This window comes from Streptomyces sp. NBC_01478, assembly GCF_036227225.1.
Lineage (GTDB): Bacteria > Actinomycetota > Actinomycetes > Streptomycetales > Streptomycetaceae > Streptomyces.
On the sequence record NZ_CP109444.1, the window covers coordinates 9,118,391 to 9,138,861 of the forward strand.

Consider the following 20,471-nt stretch of genomic DNA (forward strand, 5'->3'; position numbering starts at 1 on the left):
CTCAACTCCGGCTCACACCGCACTCGTTCGAGTATCCGGCTGATACATCCATACGGCATGTGCGCGCAGCGCCGAAAGGCCTTGATAGGTCATCCAGATGGGCTGACGCATTTCCTCGGTCGTGAACGCGGATCCGTTCCGGCTCCAGGACCAGATGCCGTCGCTCTGCGCCGCCCACACCGCGCCCGCCGCCCCGTCCAGCCGCTCCCGCCACGCCTCCTCAACGCCGTCCTGCCGCGCGATCTCCCGGGCGCCCGGGGTGAGCAGCGCGCGCACGATCCAACTCGCGGTGAAATGGCGGACGTTCAGCACCTCATGGTGCGAGGAGTCGTCCGGATGGCGTCGGCGCACCTCCTCGCGCAGGTTCGCCAGGTCGCCGCAACCGTCGTGCGCGGTCTCCGGGCACGCCAGCAGCCAGCGCACCCCGTCCTCCCGCGCCGAACGCTCCACGGGCCCCTCGCCCAGCACCCGGGCCGCCCGGTCCAGGGCGACCACGGCCTGCGCGGTGTGCAGGGCCGAGGGCTGAGCGGGATGCGCGGCCCAGGGCGGCGGCGTGAGGCGGTGGCTCCAGCAGCGGCGGTGCTGGCGCCCGGGGTCGGGGAACGCGCCGTCGACCAGGGCGTCCCGCAGCATGGGAAGCGTCGGCGCGTCGGGTCCCGCGCGCAGCAGCCCCCGCATCACCGTGGTGACGACATGGGTCAACGCCCGCCCCGTACTGTCGAGTTCAAGGGTGAAGCCGGCCTCACAGCGCGCCACCTCGTCCGCCAGCCTCTCGCGCGAGGCACCCGCCCGGGCCAGCGCGCCCAGCACCATCGCGGTGACCTCCGGACGGGCCACGGACCCCTGCGAACGGGCCGACCAGCCGCCGCCCTGCAGCCGTAGCCGCCACAGCGTGTCGATGAGATCGCCGGTGTGCAGCCGCCCGTCCGGCACGCCCAGGTCCAGCACGATGTGCAGCCCGTACGCGGTGGCCAGCGAGGTCGGCCGGGCCGGGCCGTCCAGCTCCTGGAGGGAGTGCGGCCAGCCGACGAGACGGCCGCGCACCGGGTCGTCGACCTCGGCGATCTGCGCGGCGAGCGTGTCGTAGGCCGACGCGAACAGGTGCGGCAGCGGGCCGGGGGCGGGCGCGGCCGGGGGAGCGGGGACGGTGCGGGCCGCGGGTCCGGACGTACGGGCGCGGAGCAGGGCCGCCGCCAGCCAGGTCATCCCGGTCGTCGCCAGGCCGCTCAGCCCGGCGATCACATACTTGGCGGGCTCCCCGTCGATCGCGTCGGGCAGCACCCCGAACAGGAACTGGAACACCGCGTATCCGGCGGCCACACATCCGAACCGGCCCAGCCAGCCCACGAACCGGGACGGCGGGACGGGTCCGGGGGCCCCGGACGTTCTCAAGGGGCCGTGTCCCACCCGCTGTTGAGACACAGCGCGCTCCCTCCCCCAGGGTGGCACGTGACGTGCGCGAAGCTTCCAGTCTAAGTGGTCCACGGGGCACCTGGGGCGCGGACCGGAACCGGCGTCTCCGTCAGCCCGCCCCGGACCCGGCCTCGCGGGGCCAGTGCGTCAACGCCACGTGCAGGGCTTCGACGGCCCGCTCCCAGGACCGCCGCACATCACGCGGCGCCCCGAAGCCGCCCGCGGACTCCAGCGCGCAGTAGCCGTGGAACGTACTGCGCAACAGCCGTACGGCGTCGGTGAGATCGGGTTCCTCCAGGCCGTAGGCGCGCAGCAGGCCGTAGGTGATCTCTGCGGTGCGGCGCAGGGCCGGGGAGGCGGCGACGAGGGCCTGGTCGACGCGGATCTGGGTGGCCGCGTACCGGCCCGGGTGCTCCAGGGCGTAGTCCCGGTAGGCGTCGGCGAAGGCGGCCAGCGCCTCCCGGCCCGTGCGGCCGGCGACCGCGACGGCGATCCGCTCGACCAGCTCGCCGCCCGCGAGGAACGCGACCCGCGTGCGCAGATCCTGGAGGTTCTTGACGTGCGAGTACAGACTCGCGTCCTTCACGCCGAAGCCGCGGGCCAGGGCGGACAGGCTGACGTTCTCGAAGCCGACCTCGTCGGCGAGGTCGGCGGCGGCCGCCACGATCCGGTCGGGGGTGAGTCCCGCACGCGCCACGGCCCACCACCTCTCCTCTGACCTGCGGTAACCAGAGCCCCTAGGACAATAGCCAATAACAAGAGCGGGCTCCGGCGCGTTTCCGCACCGCCCCACCGGACTCCGGCAGCAGACTTGCCCACCATGGACGAAGACTCCGGCACCCCCGCCCCCACCGGCCTCCGCGCCACCGCACTCCTCGGCCGCCCCAAACTGTGGCTCATCCCCACCGTGCTCACCGGCCTGCTCGCCTTCCTGCTGTCCCTCCTCTACATGGGCGGCATCGTCAACCCCAACCGCGAGCTGCACGACCTGCCCATCGCCCTCGTCAACAGCGACACCGGCAAGCCGCTCACCGGGCAGCAGCAGAACCTGGGCACCCAGATCGCCCACTCCATCGTCACCAACACGGCGAGCAGCGCGGCCGGTTGGCGCCAACTGACCAGAGCCCAGGCCCAGGACGAACTGGACGCGGGCAAGATCTACGGCGCCCTGGTCATCCCCGCCGACTTCACCGACTCCGTCGCCGCGCTCACCACCACGAACGCCACCACCCGCCCGACGATCACCGTGCTGACCAACCCCGGCAAGGGCAGCCTCGGCTCCTCCCTCGCGAGCAGGATCTCCACCACGGCGGCCCAGCAGGCCTCGCTCACCATCGGCAAGCAGCTCGGCGCGGCGGCCACGAAGGCCGACGCCACCCAGAAGCTGTTCCTCGCGGACCCGGTGCTGATCGCCACCCAGGTCGGCCACCCCATCGGCAGCAACAGCGGCATCGGCCTGACCGCCTTCTACTACACCCTGCTGCTGGTGCTGGCCGGATTCATGGGCGGCAACGTCATCAGCAACGGCGTCGACACCGGCCTCGGCTACGCCGACAACGAGATCGGCCCCTGGCACACCCGCCGCCCCACCGTCCCGATCAACCGCACCCAGACGCTCCTGCTGAAGATGGTCATGACGGCCGGAATCACCCTCCTCAGCGTCTCCCTGATCATGCTCGCCGGCATCGGCATCCTCGGCATGGACGCGACCCACATCCCGCTGCTGTGGATCTACTCCTACTGCGCGGCCCTCGCCGTCGGCCTCGGCGTCCAGGCCATCAACGCCGCGTTCGGCGGGATCGGCCAGCTCGTCTCCATGTTCGTGTTCATCGTCCTGGGCCTGCCGTCCTCCGGCGCCACCGTCCCGCTCCAGGCCGTCCCCGGCTTCTACCGCTTCCTCTCCCACTTCGAGCCCATGCGCCAACTCAGCGACGGAGTACGGGCGATCCTCTACTTCGACGCCCGCGGCGACGCCGGTCTCACCCGCGCGTGGACCATGATCGCGATCGGTACGGCCATCGGCCTGCTCTTCGGCTTCGCCATGGTCAGGTACTACGACAGGAAGGGCCACAAGCGCCTCACGCCGCAGCCCACCTGATATCTAACTGGCGGACGAGAACTGACAGTTGACTCTCAGAGTTTCTGAGACGACACTCTCAGACCATGGATTCCGCCAACCGTTTCGGTGACGTAGAGATCTCCGACCCGAAGGCCATGCGCGCGCTGGCGCACCCCGTACGGCTCGCGATCCTCGAACGCCTCCAGCGCCACGGCCCCGCCACCGCCTCCCGGCTCTCACCGCATGTGGGCGCCACCCCGTCCGTCACCAGTTGGCATCTGCGCCATCTCGCCGGCTTCGGCCTCGTCCGCGACGCCGAGGGCGGGACGGACCGGCGGGAGCGGCGCTGGGCGGCGGTGGCGCGGGGCTTCCGCGTCGAGGTGCCGGAGGGCGAGGAGGGCTGGTCGGCGGCGCGGTTGCTGGCCGGCGAGATGTTCGCGCGGAACGCCGAACTGCCGCTGCGCTGGCTCACCGAGACCGCGCCCGGTCTGGAACCGGAGTGGGCGCGGCTCGCCGGGGCGAGCAACACGCGGATCGTGGTGACGGCGGCCGAACTGGCCGCGCTGAAGGACGCGTTGGAGGAACTGATCGCGCCGTACGTCATCCGCGAACCGGACCGGCGGCCCCCGGACAGCCGGGATGTACGACTCCTCACGTACGCGCTGCCGCAGGGCCCCGAGACGGACATACCGGAGTGAAGGTCAGGCGGCCCCTCCGGTCTCCCCTGCTTCCCCGGCCCGCGCCGGACTCCCTCTGGCGGGACCGGCGCTTCGTACGCTTCTGGTGCGGCCAGTCCGTCTCCCAGTTCGGCGACCGGATCACCGAACTGGCCCTGCCCCTGCTGGCAGTTGGCGTGCTGCACGGCTCCGCGAACCAGGTCGCGCTGCTGACCGCCCTCGTCTGGACGCCGAACCTGCTGGGCCTGTTCCTGGGCGCCTGGGTCGACCACCGCCCCGGCAAGCGTCAACTCATGCTGCTCGCCGACCTGTTCAGAGCGGCCGTCCTGCTCACCCTCCCGGTCGCCTACGCCCTCGGCACCGTCACGCTCGGCCAGTTGTACGCGGTCGCGCTGCTGACCGGCACGGCCGCGGTCGTGTTCAACACGGCGTACTCGTCCTTCTTCGCCCACCTCGTACCGCCGGAGTCGTACGTCGAGGCGAACAGCAAGCTCAGCGCGAGCAGATCGGTGTCCTTCATCGCCGGCCCCGCGGTCGGCGGCGGCCTGGTCCAGGCGCTGACGGCACCGGTCGCGGTGCTCGCGGACGCGCTGTCGTTCGTGGCGTCGGCGATCCTGGTCGGCCGCACACGGGTCGACGAGCCGGTGCGTACGGTGTCGGCCGGCCCTTCGTTGCTACGGCGTGCGAAGGAGGGCCTGGCCTTCGTGCTCCACGAGCCCGTCATGCGCGCGGGCCTCCTCTGCGCCACCACCCTCAACTTCTTCTCCTTCCTGGCGAGCACCGGCCTGCTCGTCCTGTTCGCCGACCGGGTCCTCCAACTCTCCCCGGGAGCCATCGGGTTGGCGTTCGGCATCGGCGCCGGTGGCGGCCTCCTCGGCGCGGTGGCGTCCCCCGCGATCGCCCGCCGGATCGGCATCGGCCGCAGCATCGTCGCAGGGGCCGTCCTGTACCCGGCCCCCATCGCCCTCATCGCGGCGGCGACCGGCCCGACCTGGACCCGCCTCGGCACCCTGGGCGCGGCCGAGTTCCTCTCCGCCTTCGGCGTCATGCTCCTCGACGTCAACCTCAACTCCCTCCAGACCTCGGTGGTCCCGGACGGCCTCCGCAGCCGCGTGGCCGGCGCCTACAACACGGTCAACTACGGGGTACGCCCACTGGGGGCACTGATCGGCGGCGAACTGGCCACCCTGATGGGCCTGAGAGTGACGCTGGTGGTCGCGGCGGTCGGGGGAGCGATGTCGGCGGTGTGGTTGGTGGCCTCGCCGATACCGGGGATACGGGAGTTGGGGCGGGCGCCGGCGGAATCAAGGCAGGAGTGACCAAGGTTCCGTGATGGACCGAGAAGAACTGGAGCTGGAGAGGTGGCGGGCAGCTTTGATGTCCGAGTTCGGGAGTCCGGACATCGGGGTGTCCACCAGAGCGCTGTTGGCGATGACATTCGACGATCCGGACCGCGAGCGGGTCGAGGCCGCCCTCCTCGACTGCCTGTCTCCCGACACCGATCCGCAGATCAGAACTCTGGCTGTTACCTGCATGGGGCACGTGGGGAGAATCCACAGAGCCGTAAGTGCCGACGTTGTCCGGCGGCTTGAAGAGTTGCTGGACGACCCCGCACTGGGTGGCGTGGCTGAAGACGCCCTTGGTGACATTGCGGCCTTCGCCGGTGAAGGCCTGAAGTGAGGCCGATCGCCAGGGCACCGCGCCGCACTCGTCGCCGGTGGTCCGACCGGTCCTGAGCGGCTCGCGCGCGCACGCCCAGGGTCGGGGGCCTTACCCGGTCAACTCGATCAGCCCACGCAGAGCTTCACGTTCACGGTGTCGCCCGCTTTCACGATCTTCGGGGCGTGGGGGGTCACCTCGACCACCGTGTCCGGCTTGCAGCCCGGGCTGTTCACGCTGCTCACCGTGCCGAGCTTGAGGTCGGCCTTGAGGAATTGCCCCTTGGTCGTGCGCAGGTCCGTGCCCGTGAAGTCGACCTCGACGGGGCCTCCCCCCTTGCCGAAGTCCACCAGCAGGATGGCCTTCTTGTAGTCGGAACCCTTGGTGGTCGCCGTGGTCATGGGCTTCTCCGCCGTCGTCGGCGAGGTGCCGCCCGTCATGGACGCCAGGGCTGTGCCGCCGCCCGCCACGATCAGGGCGGTGGCGACACCGGCGATAAGGGTGGTGCGCCTGCGGCGGGTGCGGTGGACCATGCCGGCCGTGTCGAAGGCCGGGGTGTCGGTGGAGTGCGCGAAGTCGTTCATGGCGTTGATCAGTTCCTCTTCGAAAGGTGTGCAGCCGGAGGACCGCGGGTCGTGCGAACTCATCGGGTTCCTTCCGTGAGCTGCTGCGATGAAGGGGCGGAGAGCGCGGGAAACTGGCTTCTCAACCGGTCGATTCCACGGGCCAGTTGGGAGCGGACGGTGCTCTGCGAGATCTTCAGGTCGGCCGCAATCTCGGCGTCGGACAGATCGTGGAAGTACCGCAGCACCACCACCGTCCGCATCCGCATGGGCAGTTGCTGAAGAGCCCGCACCAACTGGTCCCGGCTGTCGATCCGTCCGTACTCGTCGCCCGGCGCGGCCGGGTCGGAGTCGACCGGATGCTGAGCCGTACGGCGGAATCTTCGCCAGCGGTCGTTGGCGAGGTTGACCATGATCCGCCGGACGTACGCGTCCGGGGCGTCCTTGGCACTGATGGTGCGCCACTTGCGGCAGGCCCGCTCCAGGGTCTCCTGGACCAGATCCTCCGCCGCGTCGCGACTGCCCGTCAGGACGAGTGCGCCCCGGAACAACGCGGCCGACCGGGCGGCGACGAATCCATGGAAGTCACCCTCCGTCGACTCAACACCGCCGTGCCCGGCGCCCGTTGCCCACTTGGCTGCCAGATCCACACCCTCCTCCCTTCCTGTCACCCCTCCTCGACGGGAAAGCCCCCGGATCTGCTGCACGGCCTCGACGTGACCTGGGTCACGTGGACGCGATCACCCGTTCACCCCGGTGTAGTGGCCCAGGCTCCACCGCCACAGCAGCCGCGCCCCGAGATACGCCAGCACACCCACGAGTGGTGAGCCCGCCGCCAGCCAGTACGGGACGCCGGTGTCGTGACCGTGCCCGGTCAGCACGGCGGCCGGGAGGTAGGCGACGAACGCGAGCGGAAGGGCGTAGGTGAGGAAGCCGCCCACCGCCCTCGGCAGGACATTGAGCGGGTAGCTGCCGAAGGTGCCGAGGAGGTCCTCCAGCCAGCGGCTCCAGTAGTCCGCGGACGGGAAGCGGAGGGAGGCGCTCGCCACAGCCGTGAAGAGGGCCGCCTCCAGGAGCATCCCGCCGAGCAGCGCGGCGATCAGATACGCGGTGCGGCCCGCCGTCCAGTCCAGGTGGCTGCGGCTGAGCGCGCCGACCATCAGGCCGGCCGCCACCGTGAGGTCGCCGATCGCGTTGGTGGGGAAGTACTCCAACTGCGCCTGGCGGTGGACCGGCATCGGGCGCACCAAGTAGATGTCGATACGGCCCTCTTGGATGTACCGGCCGATGCCGTGCATCCGGCCCAGGAACAGCACCATCAGGCCGTGCGCCAGCATCCGCGTCGCCGGGATCAGCAGCACGTCCGAGCTGTCCCAGCCGCCCATCCCGGCGAACCGGGTGAGCAGCACCGTCGCGAACACGATCACCGACACCTGCCAGATCGCACCGATCGCGATCATCAGCAAGAACTCGGTGCGGTACTCGAGTTGGGCGCGGAAGTTGAGGCGCGTGATGCGCCATACGATCCGGACGGCTTTCACTCGCATCAACCCCCTTGGGCTACGACTCGACGGGCGGCGCGCCGCCACAGGAACCGGGTGAACAGGGACAGTGCCACCACCCACAGTGCCTGCAGGGCGAGTTGGGCGCCCGCGTCGGACAACGGGACGCGGCCCACGTAGATCGAGAGCGGCACGCTCAGGGTCGCCTGGAACGGCAGGAAGCGGCTCATCGTGATGAACCAGTCCGGGAAGAACCACAGCGGCGCGTACACCCCGGACAGCAGGTTCTGCGCGAAGATCAGGATGAGCATCGCGGCGCCGTTGCGGAGCGTCCAGAAGCACAACTGGTCGATGAGGAGCATGACGTAGTAGAGGACGAGCTGGCCCAGCAGCATGCTCAGCGCGAACACCCCTGCCACCGCAGGTGACTTGGGGGGCTCCACGACCCCGGCCGCGAGGCAGACGGCGTAACCCGTCAACGCCCAGGCCAGCCCGTACATCTGCTCGCCGAACGCCCGCAGCGCGTAGTAGCGCTGGGGCGGCAGCGGGCGCAGATACCAGTAGATGATCGTGCCGAAGTGCATGTGCTGGAGGACCGTGTCCCGGCCCGCGTGCTGGTCCAACTCCCGCAGCCGGGAGGCGAGTACGGCCAGGACGGCGTACGTCACCGCCTGGTCGCGGGTGAGTCCGGCGGTGGCGCCGGTGTGGGAGTACAGGCCGCGCCACAGGGACGCCACCAGGACCACCTGCACCGACAGACGGAGCAGGGCGGCCGTGATGCGGGGCGGGGCGAGGAGCTCACCGAGCGGGGTGACACGGGCGGCGCGCCAGGCGTGCGGGGCGGCCATGTCAGGCCTCCTCGGCCGGCGGGCCGGCCTGGACGTAGGCGGCCCGCATCACGTCCTCCAAGTCGGCCTCGTCCATGGCGACTTCCGTCACCTCGTACTGCTCGATGACCTGCTTCAGCGCCTGGTGCACGGTCGGCCCCTCGGACCCGTCCGGCCCGAAGACCACCTGCGGACCGTCCCGCCGCACCAGCGCGATGCCCGGCAGCGCCACGGCCTCGGCGTGCGCGTCGGCGAGGGTCGCGCGGATCTGCCAGGTCGAGCCGAACGTACGGCGGATCTCGTCGAGGGTGCCGTCCAGGACCAGTCGGCCGTGGTTGATGAGGACGACCCGCTCGGCGAGCCGGGCGACCTCCGTCATGTCGTGCGTGGTCAGCAGGACCGTACGGCCGCGCTCCTCCACCTGGTGCCGCAGGAACTCCCGCACCTGCTCCTTGACGACCACGTCCATGCCGATGGTCGGCTCGTCGAGGAAGACGACCGGCGGGTCGTGCAGCAGGGCGGCGGCCAGGTCGCAGCGCACCCGCTGGCCGAGGGAGAGATGGCGGACCCGGGTGTCCCAGAAGGCGGACAGTTCGAGAATGTCGTCGAACTCCCGCAGCCGGGACGCGTGTTGGGCCTTCGGCACCTCGTAGATGTCCCGCAGGATCGCGAACGACTCGCGCACCGGCAGGTCCCACCACAATTGGGTGCGCTGCCCGAACACCGCGCCGATATTGCGGGCGTTGCGCTCCCGCTCCTCGTACGGCACCACGCCCGCGACCCGGGCCTCGCCGGAGGTGGGCCGGAGGATGCCGGTGAGGATCTTGATGGTGGTGGACTTGCCGGCGCCGTTCGGGCCCAGCAGGGCGAGGAGTTCACCCGGGGCCACGTCGAACGTGACGTCGGAGACGGCGTACTTGGGCACCCGCTCCGGGTTGACCAGCGAGCGCAGACCGCCGACGAGGCCCGGGCGTCGGACAGTTGTGTGGAAGGTACGGGAGAGGCCGCGTACCTCGATGCTGCTCGCGTTCACAGGATCAGCTTTCGGGTGAGCCGGTACAGGGCGTTCATGCTGCGGATCTCCTCGTCAGTCGGATCAGCCAGACGGTCGCCAGCAGCGACGCGCCCGACAACACGGTCAACAGCCAGGGCACCGCGTGGATCCCGGAGGCCTCGATCCCGACACCGAGCAGCGGCGGCGCCGCCACCCCGCCGATCATCGAGGCCGCGATCACCCACGCACCGGCGCGCCTGGCCTGGGGGAGCGCCTTGTTGAGCCAGGGCAGGCCCGTCGGGAAAACCGGCGCGATGAACAAGCCAACACCGGCGTACGCCACCGGTGCCACTCCTTTAACCAGCGCCAACAGCAGACACACCGTCATCCCGGCCGCGCACACGGCGAGGATGCGCTCGGGGGCGTACCGCAGGGTGATCGGTACGACGAGGAAGCGGCCGACGGTCATCATCAGCCAGTAGACGGAGGTCGCCGACGCGGCCACGGTCGCGGTGTAGCCGATCGTCTCCAGGTGCGTCGGCTCCCAGCCGCCGACGCCCGCCTCGACGGCCACGTTGAGGATGTAGAGGACCAGGAAGCCGACGAGGACACGGGACAGACCCAGGCCGCCCTTTTCCGTCGCCGCTGGTGGAGCGTCGGCTACCCGTGTACGTACGCCACTTGAGCCCGGGAGCACCAGCACCACCGCCAGTACCGCGCACGCCCCGAACGCGTACGGGTAGTCGTCCGGGCCGAGCCAGGCCACGACCGCCGGGCCGAGCACCGCGCCGATGCCGAAGTGTGCGTTGAGCACGTTCAGCATGGCGGTGGAACGGTCGCCGAAGCCGACGGCGAAGAGCTGGTTGAGGCCGTAGTCGAGGCCGCCGAAGCCGAGGCCCCCGAGGAACGCGGCGGTGAGCGCGAGGGGCCAGTTCGGGGCGAGTGCGAAGCCCGCTCCGCCCGCCGCCATCAGCCCGTAACTCCACGCCAGCAGTGCCCTGTTGCTGATCCGGGAGTGGATCGCGTTGAAGGCGAGGACACCGGCGACCCCGCCCGTGAAGTGCAGGCTCAGGCCGAGGGCGGCGGCCGAGGGGGACAGGCCGAACTCGTGGCGCAGGCCCGGGATCACGGGGCCGTAGAGGGCCTGGAGCATGCCGATGAGGACGAAGCCGACGCAGGACGCGGCCGCGGCCGACCGGGTGAAGAGCCGGTCGGCCGCGGACGATTTCAACGGTGTGCCGGTCAACTGGTCTCCGGGGATTCTGAGAACACGAAGGAGAACTCGGTGGGTTCGGCGTTCAGGAAGTACTGCGGCAACGGGCCCGGGCCGCAGGACTGCGAGCCGATGCCGTGCTGGCCGTGGTCGAGGTTCACCCACACCGTGTCGCCGGGGGTGAGGTCGGTGCGGTGGGCGGCGGCGTCCAACTGCTCCGTGGTCCAACGGCGGGCCGTGAACCAGAACTCCGGGTCGCCGTCGATCCGCAGGCCGCCCAGCTCCGCCCAACGGACGTCGGCCCGGGCGCCGTTCTCCTGCGGGCGGACGTAGGGGGTCTGGAGGTCGTCGACCGTGGACTCCCAACGACCGAGCAGCGAGGCGGACTTGGTGTCCGGGTAGCCCTCGCCCGGACCGCCGCCGAACCACTTCACGCGGTCGGCGCTCGCGTCGAGTCCGAAGCGGACACCGAGCCTCGGCAGCGGGACCGTCCAGTCACCCTCGGGCCCCACGGACACGGTCAGCCGCAGCCGCTCACCGTCGGAGGTCCAGCGGTACACCGTGGCGAGCCCGATCTCCCAGGCGGCGGGCGCCACCCGGGTGCGTACGGTCAGCGCGTCCTCGCCCAACTCCACGCCGTCCAGGCGGTGTCGCATCCGGTGCAGGCCCAACTTGCGCCAGAGCGGGCCGAATCGGACGTCCGTCTGCCAGGAGGCGCCGTCGTCGTTGTCGGTGGTCGCCCGCCATACGTCGAGACGCAGACCGGTCACCTCCACCGCGCCGATCGCCTTCAACTCACCGGTACGCGCGTCGAAGGAGGCCGGGCCGAGGGTGATGCGCCGCCCGTCGAGCACCGGCCGGACGGTGGCGGAGACGGAGGGCAACGGGCGGGCCCCGACCGGGAACTGCCCCCAGCCGACCACATGTCCGGCGGGGCCCCACGCGGTGTCGGCGGCCAGTGACGCCCGTACGGTCCACTGGGATTCGGCGCCGTCGGACGGTACCGGTGGCTCGGGCAGCTTCACGTCGGCCGACTCGCCGGGGGCGAGCGGCGGGACGGTCAGGGTGCCCGACTCGACTGTCTCGCCGTCCACTTGGCAGGACCACGTGAAGGCCAGGGCGGAGAGGTCGGCGAAGTCGTACGCGTTCGTGACGCGTACGGTGCCGTCCGCGCCGTCGCCCGTGATCCGGACCGGCTCGATCACCTTCTTGTACTCGATCAGGCCGGGGGAGGGGGTGCGGTCCGGGAAGACCAGCCCGTCGCAGACGAAGTTCCCGTCGTGCAACTCCTCGCCGAAGTCGCCGCCGTACGCGAAGCCGTACCGCTCGTCCTTGATGCCGTGGTCGATCCACTCCCAGACGAAACCGCCCTGGAGCCGGTCGTACGTCTCGAAGAGGCGCTGGTAGTCGGCGAGTCCGCCGGGGCCGTTGCCCATGGCGTGGGCGTACTCGCAGAGGATGAAGGGGAGTTGGCGACGCTTGTGGGTGCCGCCGTCCAGGTCCTGGCCGATGCGCTCGACCTCGGCGTGGCCGGCGTACATCCGTGAATGGACGTCCGTGTCACGGCAGTCGATGTCGCCCTCGTAGTGCACGAGGCGTGAGCGGTCCCGGCCGTGGATCCACTCGGCCATGGCGGTGAGGCCGCGGCCGGTGCCGGCCTCGTTGCCGAGGGACCAGATGACGATCGACGGGTGGTTCTTGTCCCGTTCGACCATGCGGGCGGCGCGGTCCAGCAGGGCCGGGGTCCAGCGGTCGTCGTCAACGGGGTTGTCGCGCCAGGCCTGTTCGGTGAAGCCGTGGGTCTCCAGGTCGCACTCGTCGATGACCCAGAGGCCGTACTCGTCGCACAGGTCGAGGAAGGCGGGGTGGGGTGGGTAGTGCGAGGTGCGGACCGCGTTGATGTTGTGCCGCTTCATCAGCAGCACGTCCTCGCGCATGGTCTCCAGGTCGAGGGCGCGGCCCTTCTCCGGGTGCCATTCGTGCCGGTTGACGCCCTTGAAGAGGATCGGCTTTCCGTTGACCTTGATGAGGCCGTCGGAGAGTTCGACGGTCCGGAAGCCGATGCGCAGCGGGACGCGCTCGCCCTCCGTCGTCAGCAACCCGTCGTACAGACACGGGTTTTCGGCCGTCCACGGCTCCACCGGCACGGTGACCGACTCACCCGTCGCGACATCGATGTCCAACGCGGGCACGGTGATCCGGCCGTCGACGTCGGAGTCGACGCGCAGGGTGCCCGCGCCGGCGGTGTGGTCGTAGGAGGCGTGCACGAAGAAGTCGAGGGCGCTGCCCGGCGGGCGGTGCAGCAGGGTGACGTCACGGAAGATGCCCGGCAGCCACCACTGGTCCTGGTCCTCCAGGTACGAGCCCGCCGACCACTGGTGGACGCGGACGGCCAGGACGTTGCCGGCGGGCTTCAACAGGTGCCCGACGGCGAACTCGTGCGGCAGCCTCGACCCCTTGAACTCCCCGATGTCCGTGCCGTTCAGCCAGACGCGCGCGCAGGACTCCACCCCGTCGAAGCGCAGCACGGCCCCGCCGTCCGAGGGCCACTCGGACGGCAGGTCGAAGACGCGCAGGTGGTCGCCGGTCGGGTTCTCGGTCGGGACGCGCGGCGGGTCGACCGGGAAGGGGTAGAGGTGGTTGGTGTAGATGGGGGAGCCGTGCCCTTGCAGGACCCAGTGGCCGGGGACCGTGACCTCGGCCCAGTCCCCGGCGTCGTGGCCCTCCTCGGCGAACGAGTCGTCCTCGGCGTCGGCCGTCGCCGACACACGCAGGCGCCAACTGCCGTTCAGTGACAGTGACTTTGCGTCCGAGGAGGCGTACCGGGCGCGGGGCGGGAGGGCTCCGCTGCCCGGGGAGACGTCCTCGATGTAGTCGGCGGCGGTGCTGGAAGTCATCGGTCTCCAGGTCGTGAGATGCGGGTGTCAGCCCTTGATGCCGGTCTGTGCGATGCCCTGGACCAGCCAGCGCTGGAGGAAGAGGAACACGAACACCAGGGGCAGGATGGAAACTGCGGTGGCCATGAAGATGAGATGGAAGTTGACGGTCTGGTTCGTGATGAACGACGACAGGGCGATCTGCACGGTCCAGGAGCCCGGGTCCTGGCCGATGACCAGCGGCCACAGGAAGGCGTTCCAGCCGCTGATGAAGGTGATCGTCGCGATCGCCGCGAAGAAGTTCAGCGAATTGGGCACGACGATCCGCCAGTACGCGCCCCAGTAGCCGAGCCCGTCCACGCGTGCCGCCTCCTCCAACTCCTTGGGGAACCCCAGGAAGTACTGCCGGAAGAGGAAGCAGGTGAAACCACTGAAGAGGCCCGGGATGATGAGACCCCGGTAGGTGTCGACCCAGCCGAGCGACGAGACGAGGACGAAGCTCGGCACGAAGGTGACGGCCGTGGGCACCATCAGGGTCGCCAGGACGACGTAGAAGACCTTGGTGGAGTGCTTGTACGGGATGCGGGCCAGGCCGTAGCCGGCCAGCGAGCAGACCAGCAGGGTGCCCAGGGTCATGAGGACGGCGACGACCGTGGAGTTCCACAGGGCGCGGCCGAACTGGACGGTCTGGTCGTCGAAGAGCTCGGAGATGTTGCCCCACTGGAAGGAGGGGAGGAGCTTCCAGTTCTCGCCGGTGATCTCCGGGTCCGTGGAGAGGGCGTTGCGGAGGATCAGGTAGAAGGGGATCAGGAAGAGCAGGGCGGCGATGCTCACGGCGACGTACAGGCCCGTGTTGCCCAGGATGCCGCCGCGCTTCTTCTCCTTCTTCTTTCCCAACTGCGGTGCGGTGGTGGTCACTTGGACTCCTCCCCCCTTCCGAAGCCCATGATCTTGCCCTGGGCGAGGGTGACGATGCAGATCAGCAGGGACAGGATGACGGCGCCCGCGCTGCCGGCGCCGTAGTCCTGGTTGGTGCCGAGGGCCGCCTTGTAGAGCTCCATGAGCGGTGTCTGGGCCCAGGTCGCCTTGGTGGTGATGAGGTTGTAGAACTCGTCGAACGCCTGGTAGGCGGCGATGAGCAGCAGCAGGATCACCGCGGTCGAGGTGGCCCGCAGTTGGGGCAGTGTGATGTACCGGAAGGTCTGCCAGCCCCGCTTGGCGCCGTCGATCTCCGCCGCCTCGTACAGCTCGGCCGGGATGTTCTGCAGCGCCGCGAGGAACAGGATCATGTAGAAGCCGGACTGGATCCACAGCCGCAGCGTCACGATGACCACCCAGTACCAGGGCGGGCTCGGGTTGGACAGATAGGCGATGTTGTCGACGCCGAACCAGCCGAGGACGGTGTTCGCCAGACCGAAGCGGACACCGGTGAAGAGGGACATCTTCCAGATCAGTGCGGCGGCGACGTACGAGACGGCGGTCGGCAGGAAGAACACCGACCGGAAGAACGCCCGCATGAACCGGAGTTGGTTGACCAGCAGTGCCAGACCCAGCGACAGGGCCCAGGTGGTCGGCACGATGAACGTGGCGAACACCGTGAACGTCAGCAGCGAATCAGGGAAGTTGCTGTTGGTCAGGATCTGCTTGTAGTTGTCGAAGCCGATGAAGTGGCTCGGCGTGACGGTGTAGCGGGCGTCGAAGAAGCTGAGCCAGACGCTCCATCCGATGGGGACGAAGACGAAGATCACCAGGCCGATGAGGAACGGGCCGGTGAAGAGCCAGAAGTTCAGGGTGGCGTTGGACCGCAGGCCCCGCCGCGGCCGGGACGGGGAGGTCTCGGCCGCGGCGGTCTCGGCGACCCCGCGCGTGGTGGTGGTCGACATGTCGGGTTCCGTCCGCCGGTCTATCCGAACAGCTTCTTGAGCTCGACATTGACCTTCTTGTCGCAGGCGTCGAGCGCGGCCTCCGGGTCGCCGCCCTTGCGGACACTCGACGCGATCACGTCGTTGAGGGCGGTGATCATCGTCTGGTCCCAGGCGATGTTGTCGAAGTGGCCGTAGTCGGTGAAGAGCTTGACGGCCTCGGCCGGCAGACCCGACTTGAGCTTCGTGGCCTGCGCGGCGATCGAACTGCGCGGCGGGATGTGGAAGCCGTACGAGAGCGCCCAGTCCTCCTGGTACTTCTTCTGGTCGATCCACAGCCACTTCACGTACGCCTTGGCCGCTTCGACGTTCTCGCCCTTGGCGTTGACGAACATCGACCAACCGCCGTTGGTGACCGAGGGCTTGCCGTTGTCGCCGACCTTCGGGAACGGGAAGATGCCGAGGTCGTCGCCGAGCGCCTTCTGCATGGCCGGCATGGACCACAGACCGCCCCACTGGATGGCGCACAGGCCCTGGTTGAGCGAGGACGGGTCCCACCAGTCGGTCGGCGCGTCGAGCAGCACATGGCCGCTGGAGAACAACTGGCGGAGCTGCTTGATCCCCTGGACGACCGCGTCCGTGTGGTAGGCGATCTGGTTCTTCGAGTCGAGGGTGTCGGCGCCGGCCGACCAGATCACGTTGCCCTGGACCGGCGTGAAGTCGTTGCCGAGGTTGACGCCCTTGACCTTGCTCGTGGTGAGCTTGGCGGCGGCCTCCAGCAACTCGTCGAGGGTGGTGGGGACTTCGACCTTGGCCTTCTCCAGCATCGACTTGCGGTAGTAGAAGAACTGCGGGTCGTCGATCATCCGGATCCCGTAGATCTTGCCGTCCACGGTGTGCGAGTTGATGTCGGCCGGGTTGAAGTCGTCCTTGACCGGATCGATGATGTCGCTCAGGTCGGCCACCTGACCGCTCTTGACGAGCTGCAACTGCGGGTGGAACTCGAAGACGTCGGGCGCCTGCTTGGTGAGCAGGGACGAGAAGAGCTTGGCCTCGAAGTTGGTGCCGGTGATCCAGCTCGTGGACACGTTGGCCTTCGAGTAGGCCTTGGCGTACCGCTTGATGGCCTGCTCGGTGCCCGCCTCGCCATAGGCGTGGAAGTACTGGACGAGGTTCTTGCCCGAACCGGAGCCCCCGCCCCGCCCGTTGTTGCCGCCGCACGCGGCCAGCGTGCCGGCCGCGGCCATCCCCGCCGCCGCCCGGAATATCGATCGGCGGGACCAGTTGCTGTTGCTCATTGCCGACATGGTGACGTCCTTGTCTCTCGCGCGGCTGCGGCTCCACGGCTCCACGGCTGAGTGGTGGCCGGTGGCTCAAATCGAGGTGCGGAGCGGGACGTTAACCTTCGCCTAAGCCTTCGGCAAGGGGTTGGACGAAGCCTGTTCGAAGCGTTGTGCAACGTTCGGAATACCGGACGTGACGGAGGTGCGGGCCGCCGCGCCGACGGCCCGCACCGCGCGCTCAGGTGGTCATGACACCTTCGACCAGGCCTCGTTGGCCCCGCCGTTGCAGCTGTAGAGGATCACCTTGCTGCCGTCGGCGGTCGCCTGCCCGCCCACGTCGAGGCACTTCCCGGACGCCTCGCTGAGGATCTGTCCGTTGGCGTTCAGCAGCCATCGCTGGCCGGGTTCACCCGTGAAGCCGGCGGTGGTCGTCAGCCCCGAACTCCCCACCGTCAGATACCCGTTGGCGCCTTTCAGGCCGCCCTTCGCGTCGTACGACCACGTCTGCTCGACTCCGCCCGCGCAGGTGCCGATCGCGGCCCCCGAGGCGTCCGCCGTCAGGCACTTGCCGGACTGCCTGCCCTGGAGGGCACCGGTGATGGCCGTCGAACTCCCGTGTCCCGTCTGACCCTTGGGGTTCTTCCGGTCCTTCTGGTCGAAGACGTACGTCGTGATCGAGCGGGCCGCGAGAGTCGTGGACACCGTGGAGCCGCTCACGTCCGGCTTCGCGACCTTCGCCCAGTTCTCCGTGGCCGAGGTCCGCACCGCCTGGGTCGCCCGCACCGGAGCCTTGCTGTTGAAATGCAGGTCGAGCGAAGTGTCCGTGCTGTTCTGGTTGTTGACCACGACCACCCACTGTCCGTCGCGGTCGTACGAGCTCACCTCGACGCCGCTCGGCGCGCCCGTCACGTTGTGCGCGACCGAGCCGGGGCGGACGAACTTGCTGTACTGGCCCAGCGCGTAGTACCGCTTCGTGAAGTACAGCGACTGGTTGCCGTTCGTCGCGTAGTCGGGGTCGTAGTAGATCAGCCCGTCGTTCCAGCCGACGTCGTTGCGTGTGACCGGGTCCGTGCCGTAGCCGCTCGCGAGGGCCACCCACCACTGGAACGCCGAGTCGTGCGCGCTCGCGAAGTCCTTGTAGATGATCCGGGACATCAGCAGAGCGTTGTCGATCGTCGGGTCGTACTCCTGGTTCCAACCCGTGGTGCCCTTGCCGAAGCAGCAGATCTCGGTGGCCCAGGAGGGCTTGCCGACCGTCTGCGCCGTCTCGTAGACATTGCCCAACTGGCCGTCGTTCGGGTTGTTGTACGTGTGGTGCGCCAGCTCGGACACGTACTGGGCGGTGTCCGGCTGCGAGATCCACTGCGGGACCTCCGTGCTGAAACCGACCGTGCTGCTCGACTCGTCGGCGATGATGCTCGTCTTCTGGTGCCGGGCCCGCTGCTCGGCGCCCAACGCCCGCACGATGTCGTCGCGTTGGTCGACGGTGACCTGCATGCCCTCCTGACCGCAGTCGCCGAAATTGTTGTTCGGCTCGTTGAAGGGGCTGATGTAGTCGAACTTCGCGCCCTGCTTGGCGAAGTGGGCGGTGACGTCGGCGACGTACTTCGCGTAGTCGCTCTCGTTCTCCGGCTTCAACTGGCCGCCGCAGCTCTGCCCGTTGGTCGTCCACCGCGCGGGCGCGCTGTTGACGAAGCCGATCAGGTCCTGGACGCCGTACCGCGCCGCGTACGTGAGGAACGTCCGGCCGCCCTTGTCCTTGCTCCAGTCGTACGTCCCGTCGGCGTTCAGGAAGTCCTCGGCGACGCGGGCCGGGGTGGTGACCGCCGCGCCGCCACCGCCGATGTTGTAGCGGTACGAGGACAGGTCCAACCCCTTTGTGGAGAACAGGAGTTGGGCCACCCGGGCCTGGACCTCGGGCTTGAAGTTCTGCAGGTCGTTGACCCACCAGGCGCCGGACGCGCCGATGTTGTCGATGGTCTGGGCGGCGTGGGGGGAGACCTCGGCCGGTGCGACGCCGTCGGCGTTCGCGGGCGGTGCGGAGATCAGCGCCCCGGCGACGGCCAGCGTGGCCGCCGCCGTCGCGAGGATCGATCTCCGGGTGTGGGGGTGAGTCATGTGCAACCCTTCCGTCGTCATGAAGGTGGTGCGGTACGGCTCCTTGCCTGCGTGGTGCGCCTACTGGTCCTCTGTCCGACCCACTGGAGCGCGCCTTCCAGTGCGAACGTCGCCGCACCCATGCACGCGGGATCGGTGGGGATGGGGGAGAGGACGATCTGGGTGGCGGCGAACGGCCGCCTGAGCGCGTGCCGTTGGACGGCCTCGCGCACCTCGTGCAGCAGGGGTTCGCCGAGCCTGCGGGCGACCCAACTGCTGAGCACGACGACTTCGGGGTTGAGGATGTTGACCAGGTTGGCGATGCCCGCGCCGATGTAACGGGCCGTCTCCCGGACGACCTTGAGGGCCACGGGGTCGTTCGCGTCCGTGGCGCGGGCCAGGGCGTCGATGGTGGCCGTCTGGTCCTCGGAGTGCAGCAGCGGGCTCTCGGGGCTCAACTCCCGTAGATTCAGCATGATTCCGGGCGCGCCGACATACGCCTCCACACAGCCGTGGTTGCCGCAGCGGCACAGCCGCCCGTCCAGCACGAGCGTGGTGTGGCCCCACTCGCCGGCGCTGTTGCTCACCCCCCGGTACAGGGCCCCGCCGAGCGCGAGCCCCGCGCCGACGCCGGTCCCGAGGTTGACCACCACCGCGTCCCCGCGCCCGCGCGCCGCACCGAACCACATCTCGGCGACCGCGCAGGCGCGCAGCGGATTGTCCAGGTACAGCGGATAGGCGATGACCTCGGACAGCAGGTCGAGCAACGGCACGTCGTGCCAGTCCCAGTTGGGCGCGTACTCCGAGACACCGGTGTCGCGGTCCACCTGCCCCGGCACGCTCACCCCGACGCCCAGCACCCGCGCGCCCTCGATGCCGGCCTGCGCGACCACCGACCCGACGGCGGCGGCCACATGGCTGACCACCTGCTCGGGCAGGCTCTCGCCGGGGCGCATGTCCTCGTCGGCGCGGGCCAGCACGTTCAGGGCCAGGTCGAAGAGTTCGACATGGACGTACGTCTCCGCGATGTCGACGCCGATCAGCGCGCCCCCCGACGCGTTGACCGCCACGAGACCGCGTGGGCGGCCCCCCGCCGAGTCCTCGAAACCGACCTCGGTGATCATGCGGAGGTCGAGCAGCTCACCGACGAGCGTGGCCACCGTGGCCAGGCTCAGGCCGGTGACGGCGGCCAACTCCTGCCGGGAGGTGGGTGATTCGGCGATGATCTGGCGCAGCACCTCGTAGCGGTTCGCGGTACGGATGTCGCGTGATGTGCGCTTCGGCCCAGTGGCCGCCATCCCTTCCCCCTCGCGTCATGCCGAGGCACGACGGCATCGGCGCGCCGCAAGGCTATGGGCAGCGGCCGACGTTCGACAAGGGGTTAGGAAAGGGGCCATACAAAGTCGCGGCCAAGTCGGTCACCGTCGCCGCCGGGCCGGTCACCGT

General features: G+C 69.5%; 18 protein-coding genes. 4 read left to right on the forward strand and 14 right to left on the reverse strand.

The window, feature by feature from the left end; all coding sequences use genetic code 11:
• Positions 1–12 precede the first annotated feature (12 nt).
• Together OG223_RS40835 and OG223_RS40840 are read right to left on the reverse strand one after the other, a co-directional pair.
• A complete protein-coding gene (locus OG223_RS40835; protein WP_329260205.1) occupies positions 13–1,392 on the reverse strand; it encodes a hypothetical protein in 1,380 nt (459 codons plus the stop codon).
• A gap of 130 nt (positions 1,393–1,522) precedes the next feature.
• Positions 1,523–2,110, reverse strand: a complete 588-nt coding sequence (locus OG223_RS40840; protein WP_329260208.1) for a TetR/AcrR family transcriptional regulator — start codon at positions 2,108–2,110, stop codon at positions 1,523–1,525.
• Positions 2,111–2,233: 123 nt separating this feature from the next.
• Between OG223_RS40840 and OG223_RS40845 the strand changes: the two genes are divergently transcribed.
• The 4 genes from OG223_RS40845 (at position 2,234) to OG223_RS40860 (ending at position 5,829) form a co-directional block, all read left to right on the forward strand.
• A complete protein-coding gene (locus tag OG223_RS40845) occupies positions 2,234–3,511 on the forward strand; it encodes a YhgE/Pip domain-containing protein (protein WP_329260211.1) in 1,278 nt (425 codons plus the stop codon).
• Between the two features lie 65 nt (positions 3,512–3,576).
• Complete coding sequence (locus OG223_RS40850) at positions 3,577–4,170, forward strand: ArsR/SmtB family transcription factor (protein ID WP_329260212.1); 594 nt, start codon at positions 3,577–3,579, stop codon at positions 4,168–4,170.
• Positions 4,167–5,468, forward strand: a complete 1,302-nt coding sequence (locus tag OG223_RS40855; protein WP_329260215.1) for an MFS transporter — start codon at positions 4,167–4,169, stop codon at positions 5,466–5,468. Before OG223_RS40850 ends, OG223_RS40855 begins: the two co-directional genes overlap by 4 nt.
• 13 nt (positions 5,469–5,481) lie before the next feature.
• Positions 5,482–5,829, forward strand: coding sequence for a hypothetical protein (locus tag OG223_RS40860; RefSeq protein WP_329260218.1), 348 nt, complete (start codon positions 5,482–5,484; stop codon positions 5,827–5,829).
• 107 nt (positions 5,830–5,936) lie between these two features.
• On the opposite strand, the gene OG223_RS40865 is transcribed toward OG223_RS40860, so the two are convergent.
• The 12 genes from OG223_RS40865 to OG223_RS40920 form a co-directional block, all read right to left on the reverse strand.
• A complete protein-coding gene (locus tag OG223_RS40865; protein ID WP_329260220.1) occupies positions 5,937–6,455 on the reverse strand; it encodes a hypothetical protein in 519 nt (172 codons plus the stop codon).
• The gene (locus OG223_RS40870; RefSeq protein ID WP_329260223.1) at positions 6,452–7,021 is read right to left on the reverse strand and encodes a SigE family RNA polymerase sigma factor; all 570 of its coding nucleotides are present in this window, start codon (positions 7,019–7,021) and stop codon (positions 6,452–6,454) included. The genes OG223_RS40865 and OG223_RS40870 overlap by 4 nt, the downstream gene beginning before the upstream one ends.
• 90 nt (positions 7,022–7,111) lie before the next feature.
• Entirely contained in the window at positions 7,112–7,918 is an 807-nt protein-coding gene (locus OG223_RS40875) for an ABC transporter permease (protein ID WP_329260226.1), read from the reverse strand.
• The gene (locus tag OG223_RS40880) at positions 7,918–8,721 is read right to left on the reverse strand and encodes an ABC transporter permease (protein WP_329260230.1); all 804 of its coding nucleotides are present in this window, start codon (positions 8,719–8,721) and stop codon (positions 7,918–7,920) included. The genes OG223_RS40875 and OG223_RS40880 overlap by 1 nt, the downstream gene beginning before the upstream one ends.
• A gap of 1 nt (position 8,722) precedes the next feature.
• Positions 8,723–9,733 (reverse strand): ABC transporter ATP-binding protein, encoded by a 1,011-nt coding sequence (locus OG223_RS40885; protein WP_329260233.1) that lies wholly within the window; start codon positions 9,731–9,733, stop codon positions 8,723–8,725.
• Positions 9,734–9,767: 34 nt separating this feature from the next.
• A complete protein-coding gene (locus OG223_RS40890; protein ID WP_329260237.1) occupies positions 9,768–10,940 on the reverse strand; it encodes an MFS transporter in 1,173 nt (390 codons plus the stop codon).
• Positions 10,937–13,804 carry a glycoside hydrolase family 2 TIM barrel-domain containing protein gene (locus OG223_RS40895; protein ID WP_329260238.1) on the reverse strand — a complete coding sequence of 956 codons (2,868 nt, stop codon included), beginning with the start codon at positions 13,802–13,804 and terminating at the stop codon, positions 10,937–10,939. Before OG223_RS40895 ends, OG223_RS40890 begins: the two co-directional genes overlap by 4 nt.
• A 27-nt stretch (positions 13,805–13,831) precedes the next feature.
• On the reverse strand, positions 13,832–14,701 hold the full coding sequence (locus tag OG223_RS40900; RefSeq protein WP_329260239.1) for a carbohydrate ABC transporter permease: 870 nt from the start codon (positions 14,699–14,701) through the stop codon (positions 13,832–13,834).
• On the reverse strand, positions 14,698–15,666 hold the full coding sequence (locus OG223_RS40905) for a carbohydrate ABC transporter permease (protein ID WP_329260240.1): 969 nt from the start codon (positions 15,664–15,666) through the stop codon (positions 14,698–14,700). Before OG223_RS40905 ends, OG223_RS40900 begins: the two co-directional genes overlap by 4 nt.
• Positions 15,667–15,686: 20 nt before the next feature.
• Positions 15,687–16,952 carry an ABC transporter substrate-binding protein gene (locus OG223_RS40910; protein ID WP_329260249.1) on the reverse strand — a complete coding sequence of 422 codons (1,266 nt, stop codon included), beginning with the start codon at positions 16,950–16,952 and terminating at the stop codon, positions 15,687–15,689.
• Between the two features lie 222 nt (positions 16,953–17,174).
• Complete coding sequence (locus tag OG223_RS40915) at positions 17,175–19,067, reverse strand: glycoside hydrolase (protein WP_329260251.1); 1,893 nt, start codon at positions 19,065–19,067, stop codon at positions 17,175–17,177.
• Positions 19,064–20,323: an ROK family transcriptional regulator gene (locus OG223_RS40920; RefSeq protein ID WP_329260252.1), complete on the reverse strand. Its 1,260-nt coding sequence runs from the start codon at positions 20,321–20,323 to the stop codon at positions 19,064–19,066. Before OG223_RS40920 ends, OG223_RS40915 begins: the two co-directional genes overlap by 4 nt.
• Positions 20,324–20,471 lie beyond the last annotated feature (148 nt).

Bases quoted from the DNA above. Each gene is read 5' to 3' on its own strand.
- OG223_RS40845 (WP_329260211.1), top strand. From the start codon at position 2,234: ATGGACGAAGACTCCGGCACCCCCGCCCCCACCGGCCTCCGCGCCACC.
- OG223_RS40850 (WP_329260212.1), top strand. From the start codon at position 3,577: ATGGATTCCGCCAACCGTTTCGGTGACGTAGAGATCTCCGACCCGAAG.
- OG223_RS40860 (WP_329260218.1), top strand. From the start codon at position 5,482: ATGGACCGAGAAGAACTGGAGCTGGAGAGGTGGCGGGCAGCTTTGATG.
- OG223_RS40865 (WP_329260220.1), bottom strand. From the start codon at position 6,455: ATGAGTTCGCACGACCCGCGGTCCTCCGGCTGCACACCTTTCGAAGAG.
- OG223_RS40875 (WP_329260226.1), bottom strand. From the start codon at position 7,918: ATGCGAGTGAAAGCCGTCCGGATCGTATGGCGCATCACGCGCCTCAAC.
- OG223_RS40880 (WP_329260230.1), bottom strand. From the start codon at position 8,721: ATGGCCGCCCCGCACGCCTGGCGCGCCGCCCGTGTCACCCCGCTCGGT.
- OG223_RS40895 (WP_329260238.1), bottom strand. From the start codon at position 13,804: ATGACTTCCAGCACCGCCGCCGACTACATCGAGGACGTCTCCCCGGGC.
- OG223_RS40905 (WP_329260240.1), bottom strand. From the start codon at position 15,666: ATGTCGACCACCACCACGCGCGGGGTCGCCGAGACCGCCGCGGCCGAG.
- OG223_RS40910 (WP_329260249.1), bottom strand. From the start codon at position 16,952: ATGTCGGCAATGAGCAACAGCAACTGGTCCCGCCGATCGATATTCCGG.
- OG223_RS40915 (WP_329260251.1), bottom strand. From the start codon at position 19,067: ATGACGACGGAAGGGTTGCACATGACTCACCCCCACACCCGGAGATCG.
- OG223_RS40920 (WP_329260252.1), bottom strand. From the start codon at position 20,323: ATGGCGGCCACTGGGCCGAAGCGCACATCACGCGACATCCGTACCGCG.